Origin of the sequence: Streptomyces rapamycinicus NRRL 5491, assembly GCF_024298965.1 — a bacterium.
Lineage (GTDB): Bacteria > Actinomycetota > Actinomycetes > Streptomycetales > Streptomycetaceae > Streptomyces > Streptomyces rapamycinicus.
Map to the genome: position 1 here is coordinate 11,515,583 of NZ_CP085193.1, position 18,806 is coordinate 11,534,388.

At 74.7% G+C, this 18,806-nt stretch carries 1 protein-coding gene; it reads right to left on the minus strand.

Going from position 1 to position 18,806, the window contains the following annotated elements:
• Nucleotides 1–7: 7 nt before the first annotated feature.
• Nucleotides 8–18,670, minus strand: a complete 18,663-nt coding sequence (locus LIV37_RS47250) for a non-ribosomal peptide synthetase (RefSeq protein ID WP_020874182.1) — start codon at nt 18,668–18,670, stop codon at nt 8–10.
• Nucleotides 18,671–18,806: the final 136 nt, after the last annotated feature.

Here is an 18,806-nt window from a genome sequence, read left to right on the forward strand (position 1 = left end):
TCCTTCCTCACCGGTCGTCGTGGTCGCTGCCGCCGGAAGCGGCGTCTTCGAGCTCGCGCAGGATGTGCTCCTCGACCAGGTCGGCGAGGGCGGAGACGGTGCGCGCGGTCAGGATGTCCCGCGGCGTCAGATCGACGGCGAACGCCTCCTTTGCGCGGGAGGCGATCAGCAGGCTGCGGACCGAGTCACCGCCCAGGGCGAAGAACTCGTCCTCCGCGCCGACCGGCGACACCTCCAGCACCTCCGACCAGATCTCCGCGATGACCTCCTCGGTGGGAGTGCGCGGGGCGATGTGGGCGGCCGGTGCGGCGGCGGTGGTGGCGGGGCCGGGCGCGGGCAGCGCCGCGCGGTCGGTCTTGCCGTTCTGGTTGAGCGGCAGCCGGTCCAGCACGGCGAACGCCGACGGGACCATCGGACCCGGAAGCGTCCGGCCCAGATGGGTGCGCAGCTCGGCGTCGGCCGGGGCGCCGGCCCCGGGCGCGAGGACCAGATGGGCCACCAGCCGGCGCACCCCTGGCTCGTCCTCCCGCACCGTCACCACGGCCTCCGCGACGGCGGGGTGGCCGCACAGCGCGGTCTCCACCTCACCGGCCTCGATGCGATGGCCGTGCAGCTTGAGCTGGTGGTCGCCGCGCCCCAGATGGTGCAGTCGGCCCTCCGCGTCGTAGCGGGCGAGGTCGCCGGTGCGGTACATCCGGGAGCCGGGCGGCCCGAACGGGTCGGCGACGAAGCGGGCGGCGGTCAGCCCGGCGCGGCCCAGATAGCCGCGGGCGAGCGACGGACCGCTGACCCACAGCTCGCCCACCGCCCCCACCGGCACCGGGCGCAGCCGCGCGTCGAGCAGCTGGACCCGGGTGTTGGGGATGGGCCGCCCGATCAGCGGCGGGGCCCCGTCGGGGGCGAGCGGCTCGGACCAGGTGGCCACCACGGTGGTCTCGGTCGGCCCGTACGCGTTGATCATGCGGTGGTGCGGCGCCCAGCGGGCGGCCAGGTCCGCGCCGCAGGCGTCCCCACCCACGATCAGCGTCCGCAGATCGGGCAGCTCCCGCTCGGTGCCCGGGGGCAGGGTCGCGAGGGCGGCGGGCGGGATGAGGGTATGGGTGATCCGCTGCCGCCGCAGGACGTCCGCGAGATGGCCGCCCAGCAGCGGGCCGGGCTCGGGCACCACCAGCGTGGCCCCGGACGGCAGCGCCATGCACAGCTCCAGGACGGAGGCGTCGAAACCGGGCGAGGAGAATCGCAGCACCCGGTCGCCCGGCCGCACCTGGAAGTGCTCGGCCTCGGCGGCGGCGAACCCGGCGATCCCGCGGTGGGTGACCACCACCCCCTTGGGGGTCCCGGTGGACCCGGAGGTGTAGATCACATAGGCGGGGTCGTCCGGGTGGACGGCGCTGAGCCGGTCCCCGTCCGTGGGGCGGTGCGCCGGGCCGTCCGGGGCCTCGGCCTCGGCGGCCCGCTCGATCACCAGATGCGGGGCGGAGTCCTTGAGCATCAGCTCGACTCGCTCGGCCGGGTAGCCGGGGTCGATGGGCAGATAGGCGCCACCGGCCTTGGCCACCGCGAGCCGGGCCACGACGGACTCCACCGAGCGGGGCAGCACCAGCGCGACGATCCGGCCGGGGCCCACACCCCGCCCGATGAGGTGATGGGCGAGGCGGTTGGCCCGACCGTCCAGCTCCGCGTAGGTCAGCCGGAGGCCGGGGGAGTCCACCGCCGTGGCGTCGGGACGGCGGTCCGCCACCGCCTCGACAAGCTCCGCCCAGGTCGCCCGGGGCACCTCCCGGGCGGTGTCGTTCCAGTCCACCAGGAGGCGGCGGCGCTCGGCGGCCGGGAGGATGTCGATCCGGTCCAGCGGCAGTTCGTCGGGTGCCGCGGCAAGTGCGCCGAGGAGATGGATGAGCCGGTCGGCCAGCGCCCCGGCGGTGGACTCCTCGAAGAGCCGCGGGTCGTAGCCGAGTTCCACGGACAGTTCGGATCCGGGCGAGACCACCACGGTCAGCGCGTAGTTGGTGGACTCCAGGGCGTTCAGATCGCGCACCCGCAGCCCGTGCTCGGCCGCGGCCGAGCTGTTGATGGGGTAGTTCTCGAACACCACCAGGCTCTCGAAGAGGTCCACCCCGGCGGGCAGTTCGCTCCAGCCCCGCAGCCGGGCCAGCGGCACATGGCCGAAGCCGCGCGCGTCCGCCTGCTCGGCCTGGAGCTCGCGCAGCCAGGCGGCGGCACCGGCGGTGCCCTCCACCGCGCACCGCACCGGGAGGGTGTTGATGAAGATGCCGGTGATGTCGTCCGCCCCGGGCAGCTCCGCCGGCCGCCCGGAGACCGTCGTCCCGAAGCAGACGTCCGACTCGCCGCTCAAGCGAGATACGAGCAAGGCCCAAGCGCCCTGCACGATCGTATTCAGGGTGAGTCGGTGCCGCCGTGCGAAGTCCTGGAGGGCGGCGGTGTCCCGCTCACCGAGCCGATGCGACAGCCAGCGCGAGGACCGGGTGGCGATCTCCGGCGTCGGCCTGCGGTCGTAGGGGAGGGGAGTGGGAGAGGTGAATCCTTCCAGGGTTTGCCGCCAGTGCGCCTCGGCACGCGTGCGGTCCTGACGGGCGAGCCAGGCCACATAGTCGGCGAACGGCCTGCGAGCCGGCAGCCTCGGCTGCTCACCGGCGGCCAGGGCGGCATGGGCGGCGAAGACATCGCCGAGCACCTGGAAGACGCTCCAGCCGTCCAGCAGCACATGGTGGAAGGTCCACAGCACCCGTACCTCACCGGGCGAGAGCCGGGCCAGCGTGACGCGGAGGAGCGGGGTCGCGGTGAGATCGATCCCGCGGGCGCGGTCCCGGTCCAACAGCCGCTCCAGCTCGGCCGTGCGCTCGTCCTCCGTGAGGCCGCTCCAGTCGAGCTCCTCGACCGGTACGGCCGCGGTGCGGCGCACGATCATCAGCGGCTCGGGCACATCGTGCACCACCACCGCGCCGCGCAGCACCGGGGTGCGGTCCACGACATGCTGCCAGGCGGCGGCCAGCACTCCGGAGTCGCCGACCCCGTCCAGCACGAACGTCGCCTGCTCCACATAGAGCCCTTGGCCCCGCTGGGCCAGGGCATGGAAGACCAGCCCGGACTGGGTCGGGGTCAGCGGATGGATATCGGCCACGTCCCGGCCGTCGCCCGCCAGCCGGTCGACGGTCTCCTGGTCAAGACCGGCCAGCGGGAAGTCCGACGGCGTCCGCCCGCCCGCCTCCGGACGGGTGCACAGCCGGACGATCGCCCGCAGCTCCTCGGCCATCTCCTCCGCGAGTCGGCGCACCGTGGCGCGGTGGTGCAGCGACCTGGAGTACGACCAGCTGAGTTCGAGCCGCCGGTCCGCCACCCGGCCGATCACATCGAGCAGATGCGGCCGGGGCGCCTCCGGGCTCATATCGCCTTCCAGCCCACCGGCCAGGGCGTGCAGCAGACCACCCGCCGGGGGCTCCCAGTCCTGCTGGCCCAGATAGTTGAAGCTGATCTTCGGGGTGGCGGGGAGGCCGGAGGCGGCCACGCCGGACAGCTGGCGCAGCGCGCCGTAGCCCAGGCCGTTCCCGGGGACCGCCCGCAGCCGTTCCTTGACGGCCTTCAGCGTCCGCCCCAGCCCCCAAGAGGCGGGGGCTTCGAGCGCGACGGGGAACATGCTGGTGAACCAGCCGACCGTACGGGACAGATCGACCCCGTCGAAGATCTCCTCCCGGCCGTGCCCCTCCAGGGCCACCGTCACCGTGTCCCGGCCGGTCCAGCGTGCCAGTACCCGTCCCAGGGCGCACAGCAGCACGTCGTTGATCCGGGTCCGGTACGCGCCCGGCACCTCCTGCAGCAGCAGCCGGGTCTCCTCGGCGTCCAGCCGGACGTTCACCTCCTCCGCCGAGGCGGCGGTATTGGGGCCCTCGCCGTCCGTGGGGAGGTCGCCGTCCGTGGGGAGGCCGACGCCGCCGGGGGAGGCCGCCCAGTGGCCGCGCTCGGCGTCGAAGCCCCCGGCGGCGGTGTGCTCGGCCAGGCGCAGCGCCCAGGTCCGGAACGACGTGGTCCTGGGGCCAGGCTCCGGCGTCCGGCCCGCCACGATCTGCCGGTAGGCGGTGTCCAGGTCCTCCAGCACGATGCGCCAGGAGACGGCGTCCACCACCAGGTGGTGGGCCGTCAGCAGCAGTACGGGCCGTTCCGTCTCGCCCCGGGTGAAGAGCGCGGCGCGCAGCAGCGGTCCCCGGACCAGGTCGAACCCGGTCCTGATCCGCCCGGCCGTCTCCCGCGCCACCGCGTCCCGCCGCTCCGGCGCCACGGCGGACAGATCGTGGACGTCCAGTACCGGCTCCGTGTCCGGCGGGGCGTTGTGCTGGCGTACGGTGCCGTCGTCGGTCCGCTCGAAGCGCAGCCGCAGGGCGTCATGGTGGGTCAGCACCGTGGACAGGGCGGTGCGCAGCGCGTTCTCGTCCACCGGCGCGGTCAGTTCGGCCGAGATCGACTGGCTGAAGTGCGCTGCGGTGGCGTCGAGTTGGGCGAAGAGCCAGTGCTGGATCGGGGTCAGCGGCACCTCGCCGACGACCGGACCCCGCTCGCTCCCGGCCACCGTGGCGGTGGCCTCCCGCGCGGCCGTCGCCAGATCCGCCACGGTCTGGTGGACGAAGAGGTGGCGCGGGGTCAGCTCGATCCCGGCCCGCCGGGCGGCGGAGACGATCTGGATGCTGAGGATGGAATCGCCGCCGAGGGCGAAGTAGTTGTCCTCCACGCCGATCCGCTCCACGCCGAGCACCTCCGCCCAGATGGCGGCGAGGGCCTTCTCGGTCTCCGTACGCGGCTCGACGTGGCCGGTGGCGCGGGCCGCCCAGACGGGTGCGGGCAGCGCCCGCCGGTCCAGCTTGCCGCTCGACCCCAGCGGCAGCCGGTCCAGGACGACCACGGCCGAGGGGACCATATGGTCCGGCAGACTCGTGGCGAGGAAGGCGCGGATCGCGGTGGTGTCCATCGGCGGGGAGCCCGGGACCCGCACCACATAACCGGCCAGCCGCTTGTGGCCGCCGGTGTCGACGACCGCCGCGGCCGCCTCGGCGACATCGGGATGGCGCGCCAGCGCCGCCTCGACCTCGCCCAGTTCGATACGGAAACCGCGCACCTTGACCTGTTCGTCGGTTCTGCCGAGGTACTCCAGCTGCCCCCGCTCGTCCCAGCGGACCAGGTCGCCGGTGCGGTACATCCGGCCGCCCGCGGGGCCGTACGGATCGGCCGTGAACCGCTGCGCGGTCAGCCCCGGCCGGCCGAAGTACCCCCGGGCCAGGCCCGGCCCGGCCAGATAGAGCTCTCCCGGCACCCCGACCGGCACCGGCCGCATCCGCGCGTCCAGGGCGTAGGCCCGGGTGGCGGCCACCGGGGCGCCGATGGGCGGGGTGCGGTCCGGATCGTCGGGGTCGCAGATCCAGGCGGTGGCGTAGACGGTGGCCTCGGTGGGCCCGTAGATGTTCGCCACCCGGCAGCCGGGGATGGCCGCCCGGACCTCCTTGACGGTACGGGCCGCGAGGCCTTCGCCCGCCAGCACCACGGTCCCCGCCGTCACCGAGACCGACCCCTTGCCGAGCACCTGCCCGAGCGCCGAGGGCACGGCGCTGATCAGGCTCGCCGTTCGGCCTTCCGTTCGCTCGGCCAGGGTGAGCAGATCGCGGACGATCTCGATGGCGCCGCCGGCCAGCAGCGGGCAGAGGATCTCGAAGACCGACACATCGAAGTTGAGGGAGGTCGAGGCCACCACATGGGAGAGCTCCCGGGCGCCGAACTCCTCCCGTGCCCACGCGGCCAGCGCCGCCACGCTCTCATGGGTGACCACGACGCCCTTGGGCGTACCGGTGGACCCCGAGGTGTGGATGGCGTACGCCGGATGGGCGGGGAGCAGTGGGCCGCGCCGCTCGTCGTCGCCGACGTTCCGGGCGGGCAGTTGGGCCGGCCGCCCCCGGAACTCCGCGCCGTCCAGCAGGATCCGGCCGCCGCCCGCCCCGGCGGGGATCCGGTCCGCCACCTCCTCGGTGGTCACCACCGTGTCCGGGGCGATGTCGCCGAGCATGAAGGCGATCCGCTCCGCCGGATACGCCGGGTCGACCGGGAGATAGGCCGCCCCGCTCTTGAGCACCGCCAGCACCGCCACCACCAGCTCCGGTGTGCGCGGCAGGGCCAGGGCCACGAAGTGTTCAGGACCGGCGCCCGAGGCGATCAGCAGCCGGGCCAGCCGGTTGGCGCGCTCGTTCAGCTCCCGGTAGGTCAGCGGCCCGCCGTCGCCCAGCACCGCCACCGCGTCCGGCGTACGGGCCGCCTGCGCCTCGAACAGCGCGGGCAGTACCGCGTCCGGCGCGGCGGAGACCGGGCCGCTGAAGCGGTCGAGGATGCCGCGCGTCTCGGCCTCGCCGACCAGCGGCAGTTCGTCCAGCCGCCGCTCCGGATCGGTCGCCATCTCCACCAGCAGATTCCGCAGACAGCCGCCCAGCCGCTCGATCGTCGGGGCGTCGAACGCGTCGGGGTCGTAGTCCAGGCAGATCGACAGCCGCTCCTCGGGCGCCACCACCACGCTGAGCGCGTAGTTGGTGGGCTCCACATCCCGCTCCTGCCGGATGCCCAGGCCGTGGGCGGCGATGGCCTCGCTGTCGAACGGGTAGTTCTCGAAGACCACGATGGAGTCGAAGAGGCTCACCCCGCCGGGCACCTCGCTCCAGCCGCCCAGCTGCGCCAGGGACACGAACTCGAAGAGCCGGGACTCCGACTGGGCCGACTGCAGCTCCCGCAGCCAGTCCAGCAGTCCGCTCTCCCCGGCCACCCGGACCCGGGTGGGGATGGTGTTGATGAACACTCCGACCATGGACTCGACACCCGGCAGCGCGGCCGGCCGCCCCGAGACGGTGGTGCCGAAGCACAGGTCGTCGGCCCCGGTGTACCGGGACAGCAGCAGCGCCCAGGCGCCCTGCACCACCGTGTTCATGGTCAGCCCGCCCCGCTGCGCGGTGGTACGCAGCCGGGCGGACTCCTCGGCGTCCAGCGTGACCCGGTGCGAGCCCGAGGAGGCGCTGCGGTGGGCCTCCGGCTCGGGCCGGTCCCGCGGCAGTTCGGTGGGCGAGGTGAACCCGGCCAGCGCCGTACGCCAGTACCGCTCGGCCTCCGCCGTGTCCTGCTCGCCCAGCCAGCCCAGGTACTCGCGGAACGGCCGGCGGGCGGGCACCACGGGCGCCCGTTCCGAGGTCAGCGCCGCATACCGCTCGCAGACCTCGTCGAAGACCTGCGCCGCGCTCCAGCCGTCGAGCAGCACATGGTGGAAGGTCCACACGATCCGCACCTCGTCGGCGGACAGCCGGATCAGCGCCAGCCGCATCAGCGGCGCCGTGGCCAGGTCGATCCCCTCGGCCCGGTCCTCGGCGAGCATCCGGAGCAGCTCGGCCTCGCGCCACTCCTCGGGCCGCCGGGTCCAGTCGTGGTGGACGATCCGGAGCGCCGCCCGGTCCGTCACGACCTGGAGCGGCTCCGGGGTGTCCGCCCACACCAGATGGGTGCGCAGGATCGGATTGGCGTCCACCGTCTGCCGCCACGCGGTGGCCAGCGCCCGCGGATCGCCCGCCCCGGTCAGCGTCAGCTGGACCTGGTTGACATACGCGTCCGACGCCGGGTCCATCAGCCCGTGGAACAGCATCCCGGCCTGGGTCGGGGTCAGCGGATAGATGTCCTCCACCGCCCGGCCGTCGGCGGCGATCCGGTCCACCGCGGCCTGGTCGAGCCGGGCCAGCGGGAAGTCCGACGGGGTGCGGCCGCCCGCCCCGGGGCCGGCGCAGTGGCCGATGATCTCTTCCAGCGCGCGAAGCATCCCCCGCGCCAGCCCGGCCACCGTCTCCTCGGTGTGCGTCCCCGAGCCGTAGTACCAGGTGATCTCCAGGCACCTGCGCTCCACCCGGCCCACGACGTCCATCAGATGCGCCCGGGCCGTGTCGGGCGCGGCGTCACCGCCGAGACCGTCCCGTACGGTGCGGACGAGACCGCTGTCGTCGTCCGCCGCCGACCAGTCGAACTGCCCGAGGTAGTTGAAGCTGATCCCCGGCTCCGCCGCGTCCAGGAGCCCGGAGCCGGGGGAGAGGTGGCGCAGCGCGCCGTAGCCGATGCCGCGTGCGGGCACCGCCCGCAACTGCTCCTTGACGGACTTCAGCGTCTCGCCCCAGCCGCCGCCCGGCACGTCCAGGGCGACCGGATAGAGGCTGGTGAACCAGCCGACGGTGCGGGACAGGTCCACCCCGTCCAGCAGATGCTCCTCCCGGCCGTGGCCCTCCAGGTCCACGGCGATCCGGCGCCGCCCGGTCCAGCCGCCGAGCACCCGGCCCAGCGCCGCGAGCAGCACATCGTCCACACGGGTGCGGTAGACCTCGGGGACCTGCCGCAGCAGCGCCTCGGTGCGCTCCCGGTCGAGACGGACGGTGACCGACGCCATGGATGCCACCGTGTTGTCCCCTTCACCGTCCACGGGCAGTCCCGCGGCGCACTCCGCGGTCACCGCCCGCCAGTGGGGGAGTTCGGCGTCGAAACCACCGGCGGCGGTGTGCTCGGTGAGCTTTCGGGACCAGTCCCGTACGGAGGTGGTGCGTGGGCCGAGGTCGGCCCGGTTGTCCGTGAGCAGTTGCCGGTACGCGGTGTTCAGATCCTCCAGCAGCACCCGCCAGGAGACCCCGTCCACCACCAGGTGGTGGGCGGTCAGGAAGAGTGTCGGCCGCTGGCCGTCGCCACGGTGGAACAGCCGCGCTGCCAGCAGCGGGCCCCGCGCCAGGTCGAACCCGGCCTGCGCCTCGGCCATCGCCGCGGCCTCGGCGGCCCGGCACTGGTCCGCGTCGAGCCCCGACAGGTCGTGCTCCCGCAGGGGCGCCGGGGCCGTCAGGTCCGGCTGCGGGCAGTACTGTCCCGGGCCTCCGTCGGCGCCGGGCCCGAACCGCGTGCGCAGCGCGTCATGGTGGACCAGCAGCGCGTCGAGCGCCGCGCGCAGCGCGCGGAGGTCGGGCTCCCGCTGGAGTTCCACGACCACGGACTGGTCGAAGTGGCCGGGCCGGTCGGTCCGCATCCCGAAGAACCAGTGCTGGATCGGGGTGAGCGGTACCTCGCCGGTCACCGGCCCGGTGTCGGCGGCGGGCGTGGCGGTGGGCGTGGTGACGGCTGCGAGCGAGGCGATGGTGGGATGCCGGAAGAGCTCGCGGGGGGTGAAGGCCAGCCCCGCCTGCCGGGCGCGGGAGGCCACCTGGATGCTGAGGATCGAATCCCCGCCCAGATGGAAGAAGTTGTCCTCGGCGCCGATCCGCTCCCGGCCCAGCAGGGTGCCCCAGATCTCCGCGAGGGCCCGCTCGGTGTCGGTACGGGGCGCCACATAGCCCGCCGTCCCGGCCGCCGCCGGGTCGGGCGCGGGCAGCCGTCGGCGGTCCACCTTGCCGTTGCGGGTGAGCGGCAGCGCGTCGAGGGTGACGAACGCCGAGGGCACCATGTAGTCGGGCAGCAGGCCGCCCAGGAAGGACCGCAGCTCCCCGGCGTCCGGCACCTCGGCCCCGCCCACCGGCACCGCGTAGCCGGTCAGCAGCGTGCGGTCGCCCACCCGGGAGAGCGCGACGACCGCCTCCGCCACGGCCTCGTGGCGGGTCAGCGCCGCCTCGATCTCGCCCGGCTCGATGCGGAAGCCCCGGACCTTCAGCTGGTCGTCGGCGCGGCCCACGAAGCGCAGTTCACCGTGGTCGGTCCAGGCCACGATGTCCCCGGTGCGGTACATCCGGGAGCCGGACGGCCCGAACGGATCGGCGACGTACCGCTCGGCGGTGGCGCCGGGGCGGCCGTGGTAGCCGCGCGCCACCCCGGCCCCCGCGATGTACAACTCCCCGGGGATGCCCGGCGGTTGCGGCTGGAGGGCGCCGTCGAGGACGTACGTGCGGGTGTTGTCCAGCGGCCGCCCGATGGGCAGCGAGCGCGGCAGCTCCTCCCCGGCGCGGAAGGGGCGCCGGGTGGCGAACGTCGTGGTCTCGGTGGGCCCGTAGCCGTCCGTCACCGTCAGCTCGGGGCAGGCCGCGAGCACCCGGCGCACCGCGCCCGGGGGCACCGCCTCGCCGCCGGTCCACACCTCCCGGGCGCCGCGCAGACACTCCGGCGCCTCCTGCGCCAGCAGCCGGAACAGCCCGGCGGTCAGCCACAGGCAGCTCACCCCGTACTCGGCGACCGCCCGGCGCACGGTGTCCGCGTCCACGTCCCCGGCGGGCGCCAGCACGGCCCGGCCGCCGCGCAGCAGCGGCACCCACAGCTCGTATGTCGAGGCGTCGAACGCCTGGGGCGAGTGCACCAGCACCCGGTCGTGGTCCGCGAAGGCGCGGTCGGCGACGAGGGCGGCCACATCGCGGTGGCGCACCGCGATCCCCTTGGGCCGCCCGGTGGAGCCCGAAGTGAACATCAGATACAGGGCGTTGTCGGGGGAGAGCGCCACGCTCGGCGGCCCCGACGGGCTGTCGCCGCCGCCGTCGCCGGGCCCGGAGACCACGAGCAGGGTCCGCGCGGCGTCCGAGGTGCCCGCCGCCGTGCGCTCCCACGCGCGGTCGGTCAGCAGCACCTCCGCGCCCGCCTCCGCCAGCACGCTCCGCAGCCGGTCCCCGGGGGCGCGGGTGTCCAGCGGTACGTACACCCCGCCCGCCTTGACGACCGCCAGCAGCGCCACCACCAGCTCCACCGACCGGTCCATCAGGACGGCCACCGGGCGCTCCGGGCCGACGCCGTGTCCGATGAGCCGGTGGGCCAGCCGGTTGGCGCGGCTGTCCAGCTCCCGGTAGCTCACCGGGCCCGCCTCGCCGTCCAGGGCCACCGCGTCCGGCGCACACCGCACCCGCTCGGCGAACAGCCCGGCCACCGTGGACTCGGGCAGCGGAACGGCGGTGTCGTTCCACTCCCGGAGCACCTGGTGGCGCCGGGTGGCGGTGAGCGTCGGAAGGTGTGCGGGCGCCCGGTCCGGGGTGTCGGCCATGGCCGTCAGCAGCACCGTCAGATACTCCGCCATCCGCCGGGCGGTGGCCTCGTCGAACAGCGCCGGGTCGTAGCCGAGCCGCAGCGCCAGCTCCGCACCGGGGTAGACCACCAGGGACAGCGGGTAGTTGGTGGTCTCGACGCCGTTCAACTCGCGCAGGGCGAGACCGTGCGCGGCGGCGAGGTCCCCGCCGATCGGATAGTTCTCGAAGACCACGATGGAGTCGAAGAGGTTCACCCGCTCGGGCAGACCGGTCCAGGACCGCAGCCGGGTGAGTGGCACGAAGTCGAACCGCCGGTCCTCGGTCTGCCCGGACTGCACCGCGCTCAGCCAGGACAGCAGGGTGGACCCGGCCGGCACCGTGAGGCGGGCCGGCACGGTGGTGATGAACAGCCCGTTCATCGTCTCCACGCCCGGCAGCTCCGGCGGCCGTCCGGACACCGTGGTCCCGAAGACCACGTCCTCGCGGCCGGACTGCCGGGCCAGCAGCAGCGCCCAGGCGCCCTGCACCACCGTGTTCAGGGTCAGCCCCTCGTCCCGGGCCAGGGCCTGGAGCCGCTGGGTGGTGGCGGCGGGCAGGGTCACGCGGAGATCCTCGGTGGACTCGGCGTGATGGGTCTCGGTGGGCTCCCGGTCGTACGGCAGCGGGGTGGGCTCGGTGAGATCGCCCAGCCGGGTCCGCCAGTGCTCCTCGGCCAGGGCCCCGTCGCGCTCCCGCAACCAGGCCACATAGTCGCCGAACGGGCGGCGGCCGGGCAGCCCGGCGGCCATGGCCGCGCCGGACGCCCCGTCACGCGCCCGTGCGTGGCAGTGGAAGACGTCGGAGAGCACCTGGAACAGGCTCCAGCCGTCCAGGATCAGATGGTGGAACGTCCACACCACCTGGACCTCGGTCTCCGACAGCCGTGCCAGCGCCAGCCGCGTCAGCGGTGCGGCGGCCAGGTCCAGGCCGCGCTCCCGGTCCTCGGCGAGGAACCTCCGCAGCTCCTCCCGGCGCTCGTCAGGGCCGGACAGATGACGCCAGTCGAGCAGGGCCACCGGGATCCGGACCCCGCGCTCCACCACCTGGACCGGCTCGGGAACCCCCTCCCACACCGCGCGGGCGCGTAACACCTGGGTGCGGTCGGCGACCTGCTGCCAGGCCGCGGCCAGCGCCGCCGGCTCCGGCACCCCGCCGAGGACGAAGGTGAGCTGCTGGAAGTAGGCCCGCCGGTCGTCCTGCGCCAGCGCGTGGAACAGCATGCCCGCCTGGGTGGGGGTGAGTGGGTAGATGTCCTCCACCGTGCCCCCGTTCCCGGCCAGCCGGTCCACGGCGGCCTGGTCGAGGGCGGCGAGCGGGAAGTCGGACGGGGTGCGGCCGCCCGCGCCGGGCGCGCCGCCGTGCCGGGCGATCTCGCACAGCGCCTCGCGGAACTCCCCGGCGAGCCGGGCGACCGTCTCCTCCCGGTGCAGATTCGCGGAGTAGAACCAGGTGAACTCCAGGTCGTCACCCTCGACCCGGCCCACCACCTCCAGCGGATGCGGGCGCGGCGAGGTGGGGTCGGCGTCCAGGGCCAGCTCCCGGTGCAGACCGCGGAAGAGCCCGTCGGCACCGCCCGGCGCCCCGAACCGGCCCAGGTAGTTGAAGCTGATCCCGGCGGTGGGGCCGTCGGGGAGGCCCGCGCCGTCGAGCAGATGGCGCCGCACCCCGTAGCCAAGACCACGCCGCGGCACGGCCCGCATCTGCTCCTTGACGGACTTGAGGACCTCGCCCCAGCCGCCGTCCGGGAGGTCGAGCGCCACCGGGAAGCGGGTGGTGAACCAGCCGACCGTACGGGACAGATCCAGGTCCGCGAAGAGCTCCTCGCGGCCGTGGCCCTCCACGTCCACCGGCACCCGGGCGCGCCCGGTCCAGCGGCGCAGCACCCGGGCCAGGGCGCTCAGCAGCACGTCGTTGACCTGTGTGCGGTAGACCTCGGGAAGCGTCTGGAGGAGTGCGGCGGTCTCCTCCGGGCCGAGCCGGACGGTGACCGACCGGGCCGAGGCATAGGTGTTCTCCGCCTCGTGCACCCCGTCCGACCCGTGCAGGTCCGTAGGCAGCGAGGGGTCGCAGGCCCCGGCCAGGCCGGTCCAGTACGCCTCCTCGTCGGCGAACCCGCCCTCCCCGGCATGGGTGTTGAGCCGCAGCGCCCAGCGGCGCAGCGGGGAGGACTTCGGGGGAAGCCCGGCCCCCTCGCCCCGGGCCGCCCGACGGTAGGCGCTGTCGAGATCCTCCAGGACGACGCGCCAGGACACCCCGTCCACCACCGCGTGATGGATGGTGAGGTGGAGGACCGGGCGCGGCCCGGCGTCCCGGTCCAGCACCGCCCGCATCAGCGGCCCCTCGGCCAGGTCGAAGCGGCCCAGGTGCGCGGCGCCGGTGTTCTCGAGCGGTACGCGGACGGCCGCCGCGTCCTCGATCCACTGGTACCAGCCGCCGCCCCGGCGCCCGAAGCGGGAGCGCAGGGCGTCATGGTGGTCCACCAGCGCGTCCAGGGCGTGGCGCAGCGCGTCCTCGTCCACGTCCTCGGGCAGCACCAGCGAGATGGTCTGGTTGAAGTGGCCGGCCCGCTCGGGGTCGGCGGTGAACAGCCAGTGCTGAATGGGGGTCAGCGGCAGCTCCCCGGTGGCCGTGTCGTCCCCGCCGGAGACGGGCTCGGCCGGGGCGGTGGTGGTGTCCAGGTGCAGGGCCAGCGCGGCGATCGTCTGATGGCGGTAGACATCGCGCGAGGTGACGGCGAGCCCGGCCTGGCGTGCCTGGGAGACCAGCTGGATGCTGAGGATCGAATCGCCGCCGAGGGAGAAGAAGTTGTCCTCCATCCCCACGCGGTCCACCCGCAGGATCCGGGCCCAGACCGTCGCCAGGGCCCGCTCGGTGGCGGTCCGGGGCGCCACATAGCCCGGTGCCGCGGCCTCGGCCCAGTCCGGCTCGGGGAGCCGGCCGCGGTCCAGCTTGCCGTTGGGGTTGAGGGGCATCCGCTCCAGGACGACGACGGAGGCGGGCACCATGTAGTCGGGCAGCGAGCGCCGCAGGAACCGCCGCAGCCCCGCCGGGTCGGGCCCGGCGCTCGCGGCGGCCACCACATAGGCGATCAGCCGCTGGCGGCCGTGCGTCTCCCGGGCGACGGCCGCCGCCTCGGCGATGTCCGGATGGCGCAGCAGCGCCGTCTCCACCTCGCCCAGTTCGATGCGGAAGCCGCGGATCTTCACCTGGTCATCGGCTCTGCCGACGTACTCCAGCTGACCCTCGCCGTTCCAGCGGACCAGGTCACCGGTGCGGTACATCCGGCTGCCGGGCGGCCCCAAGGGGTCCGCGAGAAAGCGGTGGGCGGTCAGCCCGGGCCGCCGCAGATAGCCCCGGGCCAGGCCCTGCCCGCCCAGATACAGCTCACCGGTCACCCCGGGCGGCACCAGCCGCAGCGTCGGGTCCAGGACGTACGCGCGGGTGCCCGCGACCGGGCGGCCGATCGGCGGGGCCTGCGCGGGCGCCCGGCCGTCGCAGAACCAGCCGGTGGCGTACACCGTGGCCTCGGTCGGTCCGTAGAGATTGGCGATCCGGCAGGACGGCATGGCCTCCCGGATGTCCCGTACGGTCTGGGCGGGCAGCGCCTCGCCCGCCAGTACGACGGTCCGGGCCCAGTCCGCCGGGCGATCCCCGCCCAGCAGCCGGGAGAACACCGACGGCACCCCGCTGAGCAGCCCCGTCGCCCGCGGCCGCCCCTCGGGATCGGTGAGGGCGAGCAGGTCGCGCACCACCTCGACGCTGCCGCCGGCCAGCAGCGGGCAGAGGATCTCGAAGACCGACACATCGAAGTTGAGCGAGGTCGAGGCGACCACGTCGGTCAGCCGCTCCCGCCCCAGCTCCGCCTCGGCCCAGGCCGCGAGCCCCGCCACGGCGTGGTGGGTCACCACCACGCCCTTGGGCCGGCCGGTCGATCCGGAGGTGTAGATGACATAGGCGGGATGGGCCGGGAAGAGCGGCCGGAGCCGTTCGGCGTCGGTGATGTCGCCGTCCGCGAGCCCGCCCAGCCGGGCGCGTACCTCCGGGTCGTCCAGCAGCAGCGGCGCGGCGTCCGCGGGCAGGCAGCCGGCCGCCCCGGTGGTGGTGAGGACGGTCGAGGGCGCGGCGTCCGCCAGCATGAACGCGATGCGCTCGGCCGGGTATCCGGGGTCCACCGGCAGATATCCGGCGCCCGCCTTGAGCACCGCCAGCAGGACGACGACGAGCTCGGCCGAGCGGGGCAGGGCGAGCGCCACCAGCCGCTCGGGACCGGCACCCCGGTCGATGAGCAGCCGCGCCAGCCGGTTGGCGCGCCGGTTCACCTCGTCGTAGGAGAGGCTGGTGTCCCCGCAGGTCACGGCGGTGGCCGCGGGCCGCCGCGCCACCTGGGCGGCGAAGAGGCCGGGCAGGGTGGCCTCGACCGCGGGCCGCTCCGGCCCGTTCCAGGCGTCGAGCATCGCATGCCACTCGGCGTCGGCCAGCATCCGCAGCTCGATCAGGGTGGCGCCCGGATCGGCCACCATGGCGGTCAGCAGCCGGTGCAGATGCCCGGCCATCCGCTCGATCGTGGCCGGGTCGAACAGATCGGAGTTGAACTCGACGGTCAGCCCCAGCGAGCCGTCGTCGCGGGGCAGGAACTCCAGCACCAGGTCGAACCGCGCGGCCGGGCGCGGCAGGGAGTGCTCGGTGATCCGCACACCTCCCGCCTCCTGGCCGGGCACCATGGCGCTCTGCTGGACGACCAGCGCCTGCACCAGCGGATTGCGGCTGGGGTCGCGGCGCGGGGCCAGCTCCTCGACGACGCGCTCGAACGGCAGCCGGTCATGGCTGAAGGCGTCCAGCACCGTCTCGCGCATCGCGTCCAGGAACCGCTCGACGGTGCTGTCCCCGTCCACATCGGCGCGCAGCACGAGGGTGTTGACGAAGAATCCGGCGACCGACTCCAGCTCCTTGCGGTGGCGCCCGGCGGTGACGGTGCCGAAGGCGATGTCCCGCTGGCCCGAGTAGCGGGAGAACAGCACCGCGACGGCGGCCGCGAGCAGGGTGAACCGCGTGGTGTCCCGCTCCCTGCCGAGCCGGGCCAGCTCCGCCACCAGCTCGGCGGGCAGCTCACGGCGGTGCACCGCGCCCGCCGTGGTGCGCACCGGCGGGCGCGGGCGGTCGGTGGGCAGCTCCAGCGTCCGCATCCCGGCCAGCCGGCCCCGCCAGTACTCCAGATCGGCGTCCGCACCGGCGGTGGCGGGACGGCTCCGCTCCCACACCGCGAAGTCCGGGTACTGGAGGGCGGGTTCGGGGAGATCGGCGTCGGTGCCGGACACCTCGGCGGCGTAGAGCGCGGCCAGTTCGCGCACCAGCAGCCCCACCGACCAGCCGTCGGTGACGATGTGGTGCTGCGCCAGCAGCAGGATGTGCTCGTCGTCTGCGAGCCGGATCAGCAGCGCCCTGGTCAGCGGGCCCTGTCTCAGGTCGTAGGGGCGGTTCAGCTCGGCGGTTAGCGTGGCGTCGAGCGCCTCGGCGCGCCGCCGCGCCGGATGCCCGCCGAGGTCGAGCCGCTCGAGCGGTACGTTCCCGTGCGCGGCCACCCGCTGCACTCCGTGCCCGTCCACGGTGGCGAAGGTGGTGCGCAGGGCGTCATGGCGGGCGGTGAGCCGGTCCAGCGCCCGGCGCAGCGCGGCCGCGTCCAGCGGTCCGTCGAGCCGTAGTCCGGCCCCGGTGTTGTACTCGGTTCCGCCGGAGGTCAGATCGTCCAGGAACCACAGCCGCCGCTGGGCGGAGGACAGCGGCAGCGGACGGTCGCGCGGCGCGGGCGGGATCGGCGCCTCGGGCGTCTCGGCCGCCGTGGCGGGCAGCCTGCCGGCCAGCCGCGCCACCGTCCTGGCGTCGAGCAGATCGCGCAGCGAGAGCTCCACGCCCAGCTCGGCGCGGATCCGGGTCAGCAGCCGCACTCCGAGGACGGAGTCGCCGCCCAGGCCCAGGAAGTCGTCCTCCACGCCCACGGTGTCCACCGGCAGCACCTCGGACCAGATGCGGGCCAGGGTCCCCTCGGCGGGGGTGCGCGGGGCGATGTGGCGCGAGTCGCCGTCCGGTGCGGAGCGCGGGGCGGGCAGCGCCTCCCGGTCGATCTTGCGGTGCGGGGTGAGGGGGAACGCGTCCAGTACGACGTAGGCGGACGGCACCATATGCGCCGGCAGCACCCGGGCCACCGCGGCGCGCACCTCCGCGGCCTTCGGCGGGGCCCCGCCGCCGGGCGGCACCAGATAGGCGACCAGCCGCTTCTGACCGGGCTCGTTTTCCCGCACCGTGACCACGGCGGATCCCACCCGGGGGTGGCGGGCCAACGCCGCCTCCACCTCGCCCAGTTCGATGCGGAAGCCGCGTATCTTCACCTGGTGGTCGGCCCGGCCGAGGAATTCCAGTTCGCCGTCGGCGTTCCAGCGGACCAGGTCACCGGTGCGGTACATCCGCGAGCCGGGCGGGCCGAACGGGCAGGCGGTGAACCGCTCGGCGGTCAGCCCCGGCCGGTCGAGATAGCCGCGGGCCAGCCCCGCGCCGCCGATGCACAGCTCTCCGGTCACCCCGACCGGCACCTGCCGCGCCGCCTCGTCCAGTACGAAGACCCGGGTGTTGGGCAGCGGACGGCCGATCGGCGGGGCGCCGGTCCCCGCCGCCAGGGCGTCCGTCCAGGAGGCCACGACCGTGGCCTCGGTCGGGCCGTAGGAGTTCACCATCCGCCGCCCGGGCGCCCACAGGTCCACCAGATCGGCGGGGCACGCCTCCGCGCCCACGATCAGCGTGCGGAAGTCGGGCAGCCCGTCGTGGAGCTGCTCCGGGGGCACGGTCGCGAGCGCCGCCGGGGGGATCAGGGCATGGGTCACCCGCCTCTCCCGCAGCACCGACGCCAGTTCGGCGCCCAGCAGCGGCCCTTCCGGGGGCACCACCAGGGCCGCCCCGGCGAGCAGGGAGGAGCACAGCTCCAGGACGGAGGCGTCGAAGCTGGGCGAGGAGAACTGCAGCACCCGGTCGCCGGGCCGGACCCGGTAGTGGGCCGCCGTCGCGGCCGAGAAGTTGCCCAGACCGGCATGTGGCACCAGCACGCCCTTGGGCACGCCCGTGGAGCCGGAGGTGTAGATGACATACGCGGGATGCTCGGGGCACAGCGGGCCGAGCAGCTCCCCGCGGCCGGGCGCGTGGTCCGGGCCCGCCCCGGCCCCCACCTCACGGATCCACGCCGGGTCGTCCAGCACGGCCACCGGCCGGGCGTCGGCCAGCATCATGGCCCGGCGCTCCCGGGGGTGCGCGGGGTCGATCGGGAGGTACGCGCCCCCCGCCTTCGCCACCGCCAGCTCGGCCACCACCAGTTCCGCCGAGCGGGGCAGCACCAGCGCCACCACCCGCTCCGGACCCACGCCCTGCCCGATGAGATGGTGGGCCAGCCGGTTCGCCCAGCGCTCGACCTCCCCGAAGGACCACTCGCGCCCGTCCGCCACCAGGGCCGGCGCCTCGGGGGCGCGCTCCGCCCGGACGGCGAAGAGCTCGCCGAGCGGCGCGCGCGAGACGGCGCGGTCCGTGGCGTTCCACGCCTCCGGAGGGAGGTCCGGGACGGGCTGGGGTGCGGACACCGATGAGGTCTCGTAGTGGTCCGTCATGGTGGGTTGTGGCCCTTCAGAGCGGTTGAACGGGCGGATATGGGGGCGGCTCGGGCCGGCCGGCGCCGAGCCGGTGCGCCCGCGCCCGGCCGGGGGAGACGTGGGGAGAACGGCCGTGTGCGGGGCGGTGGGAACC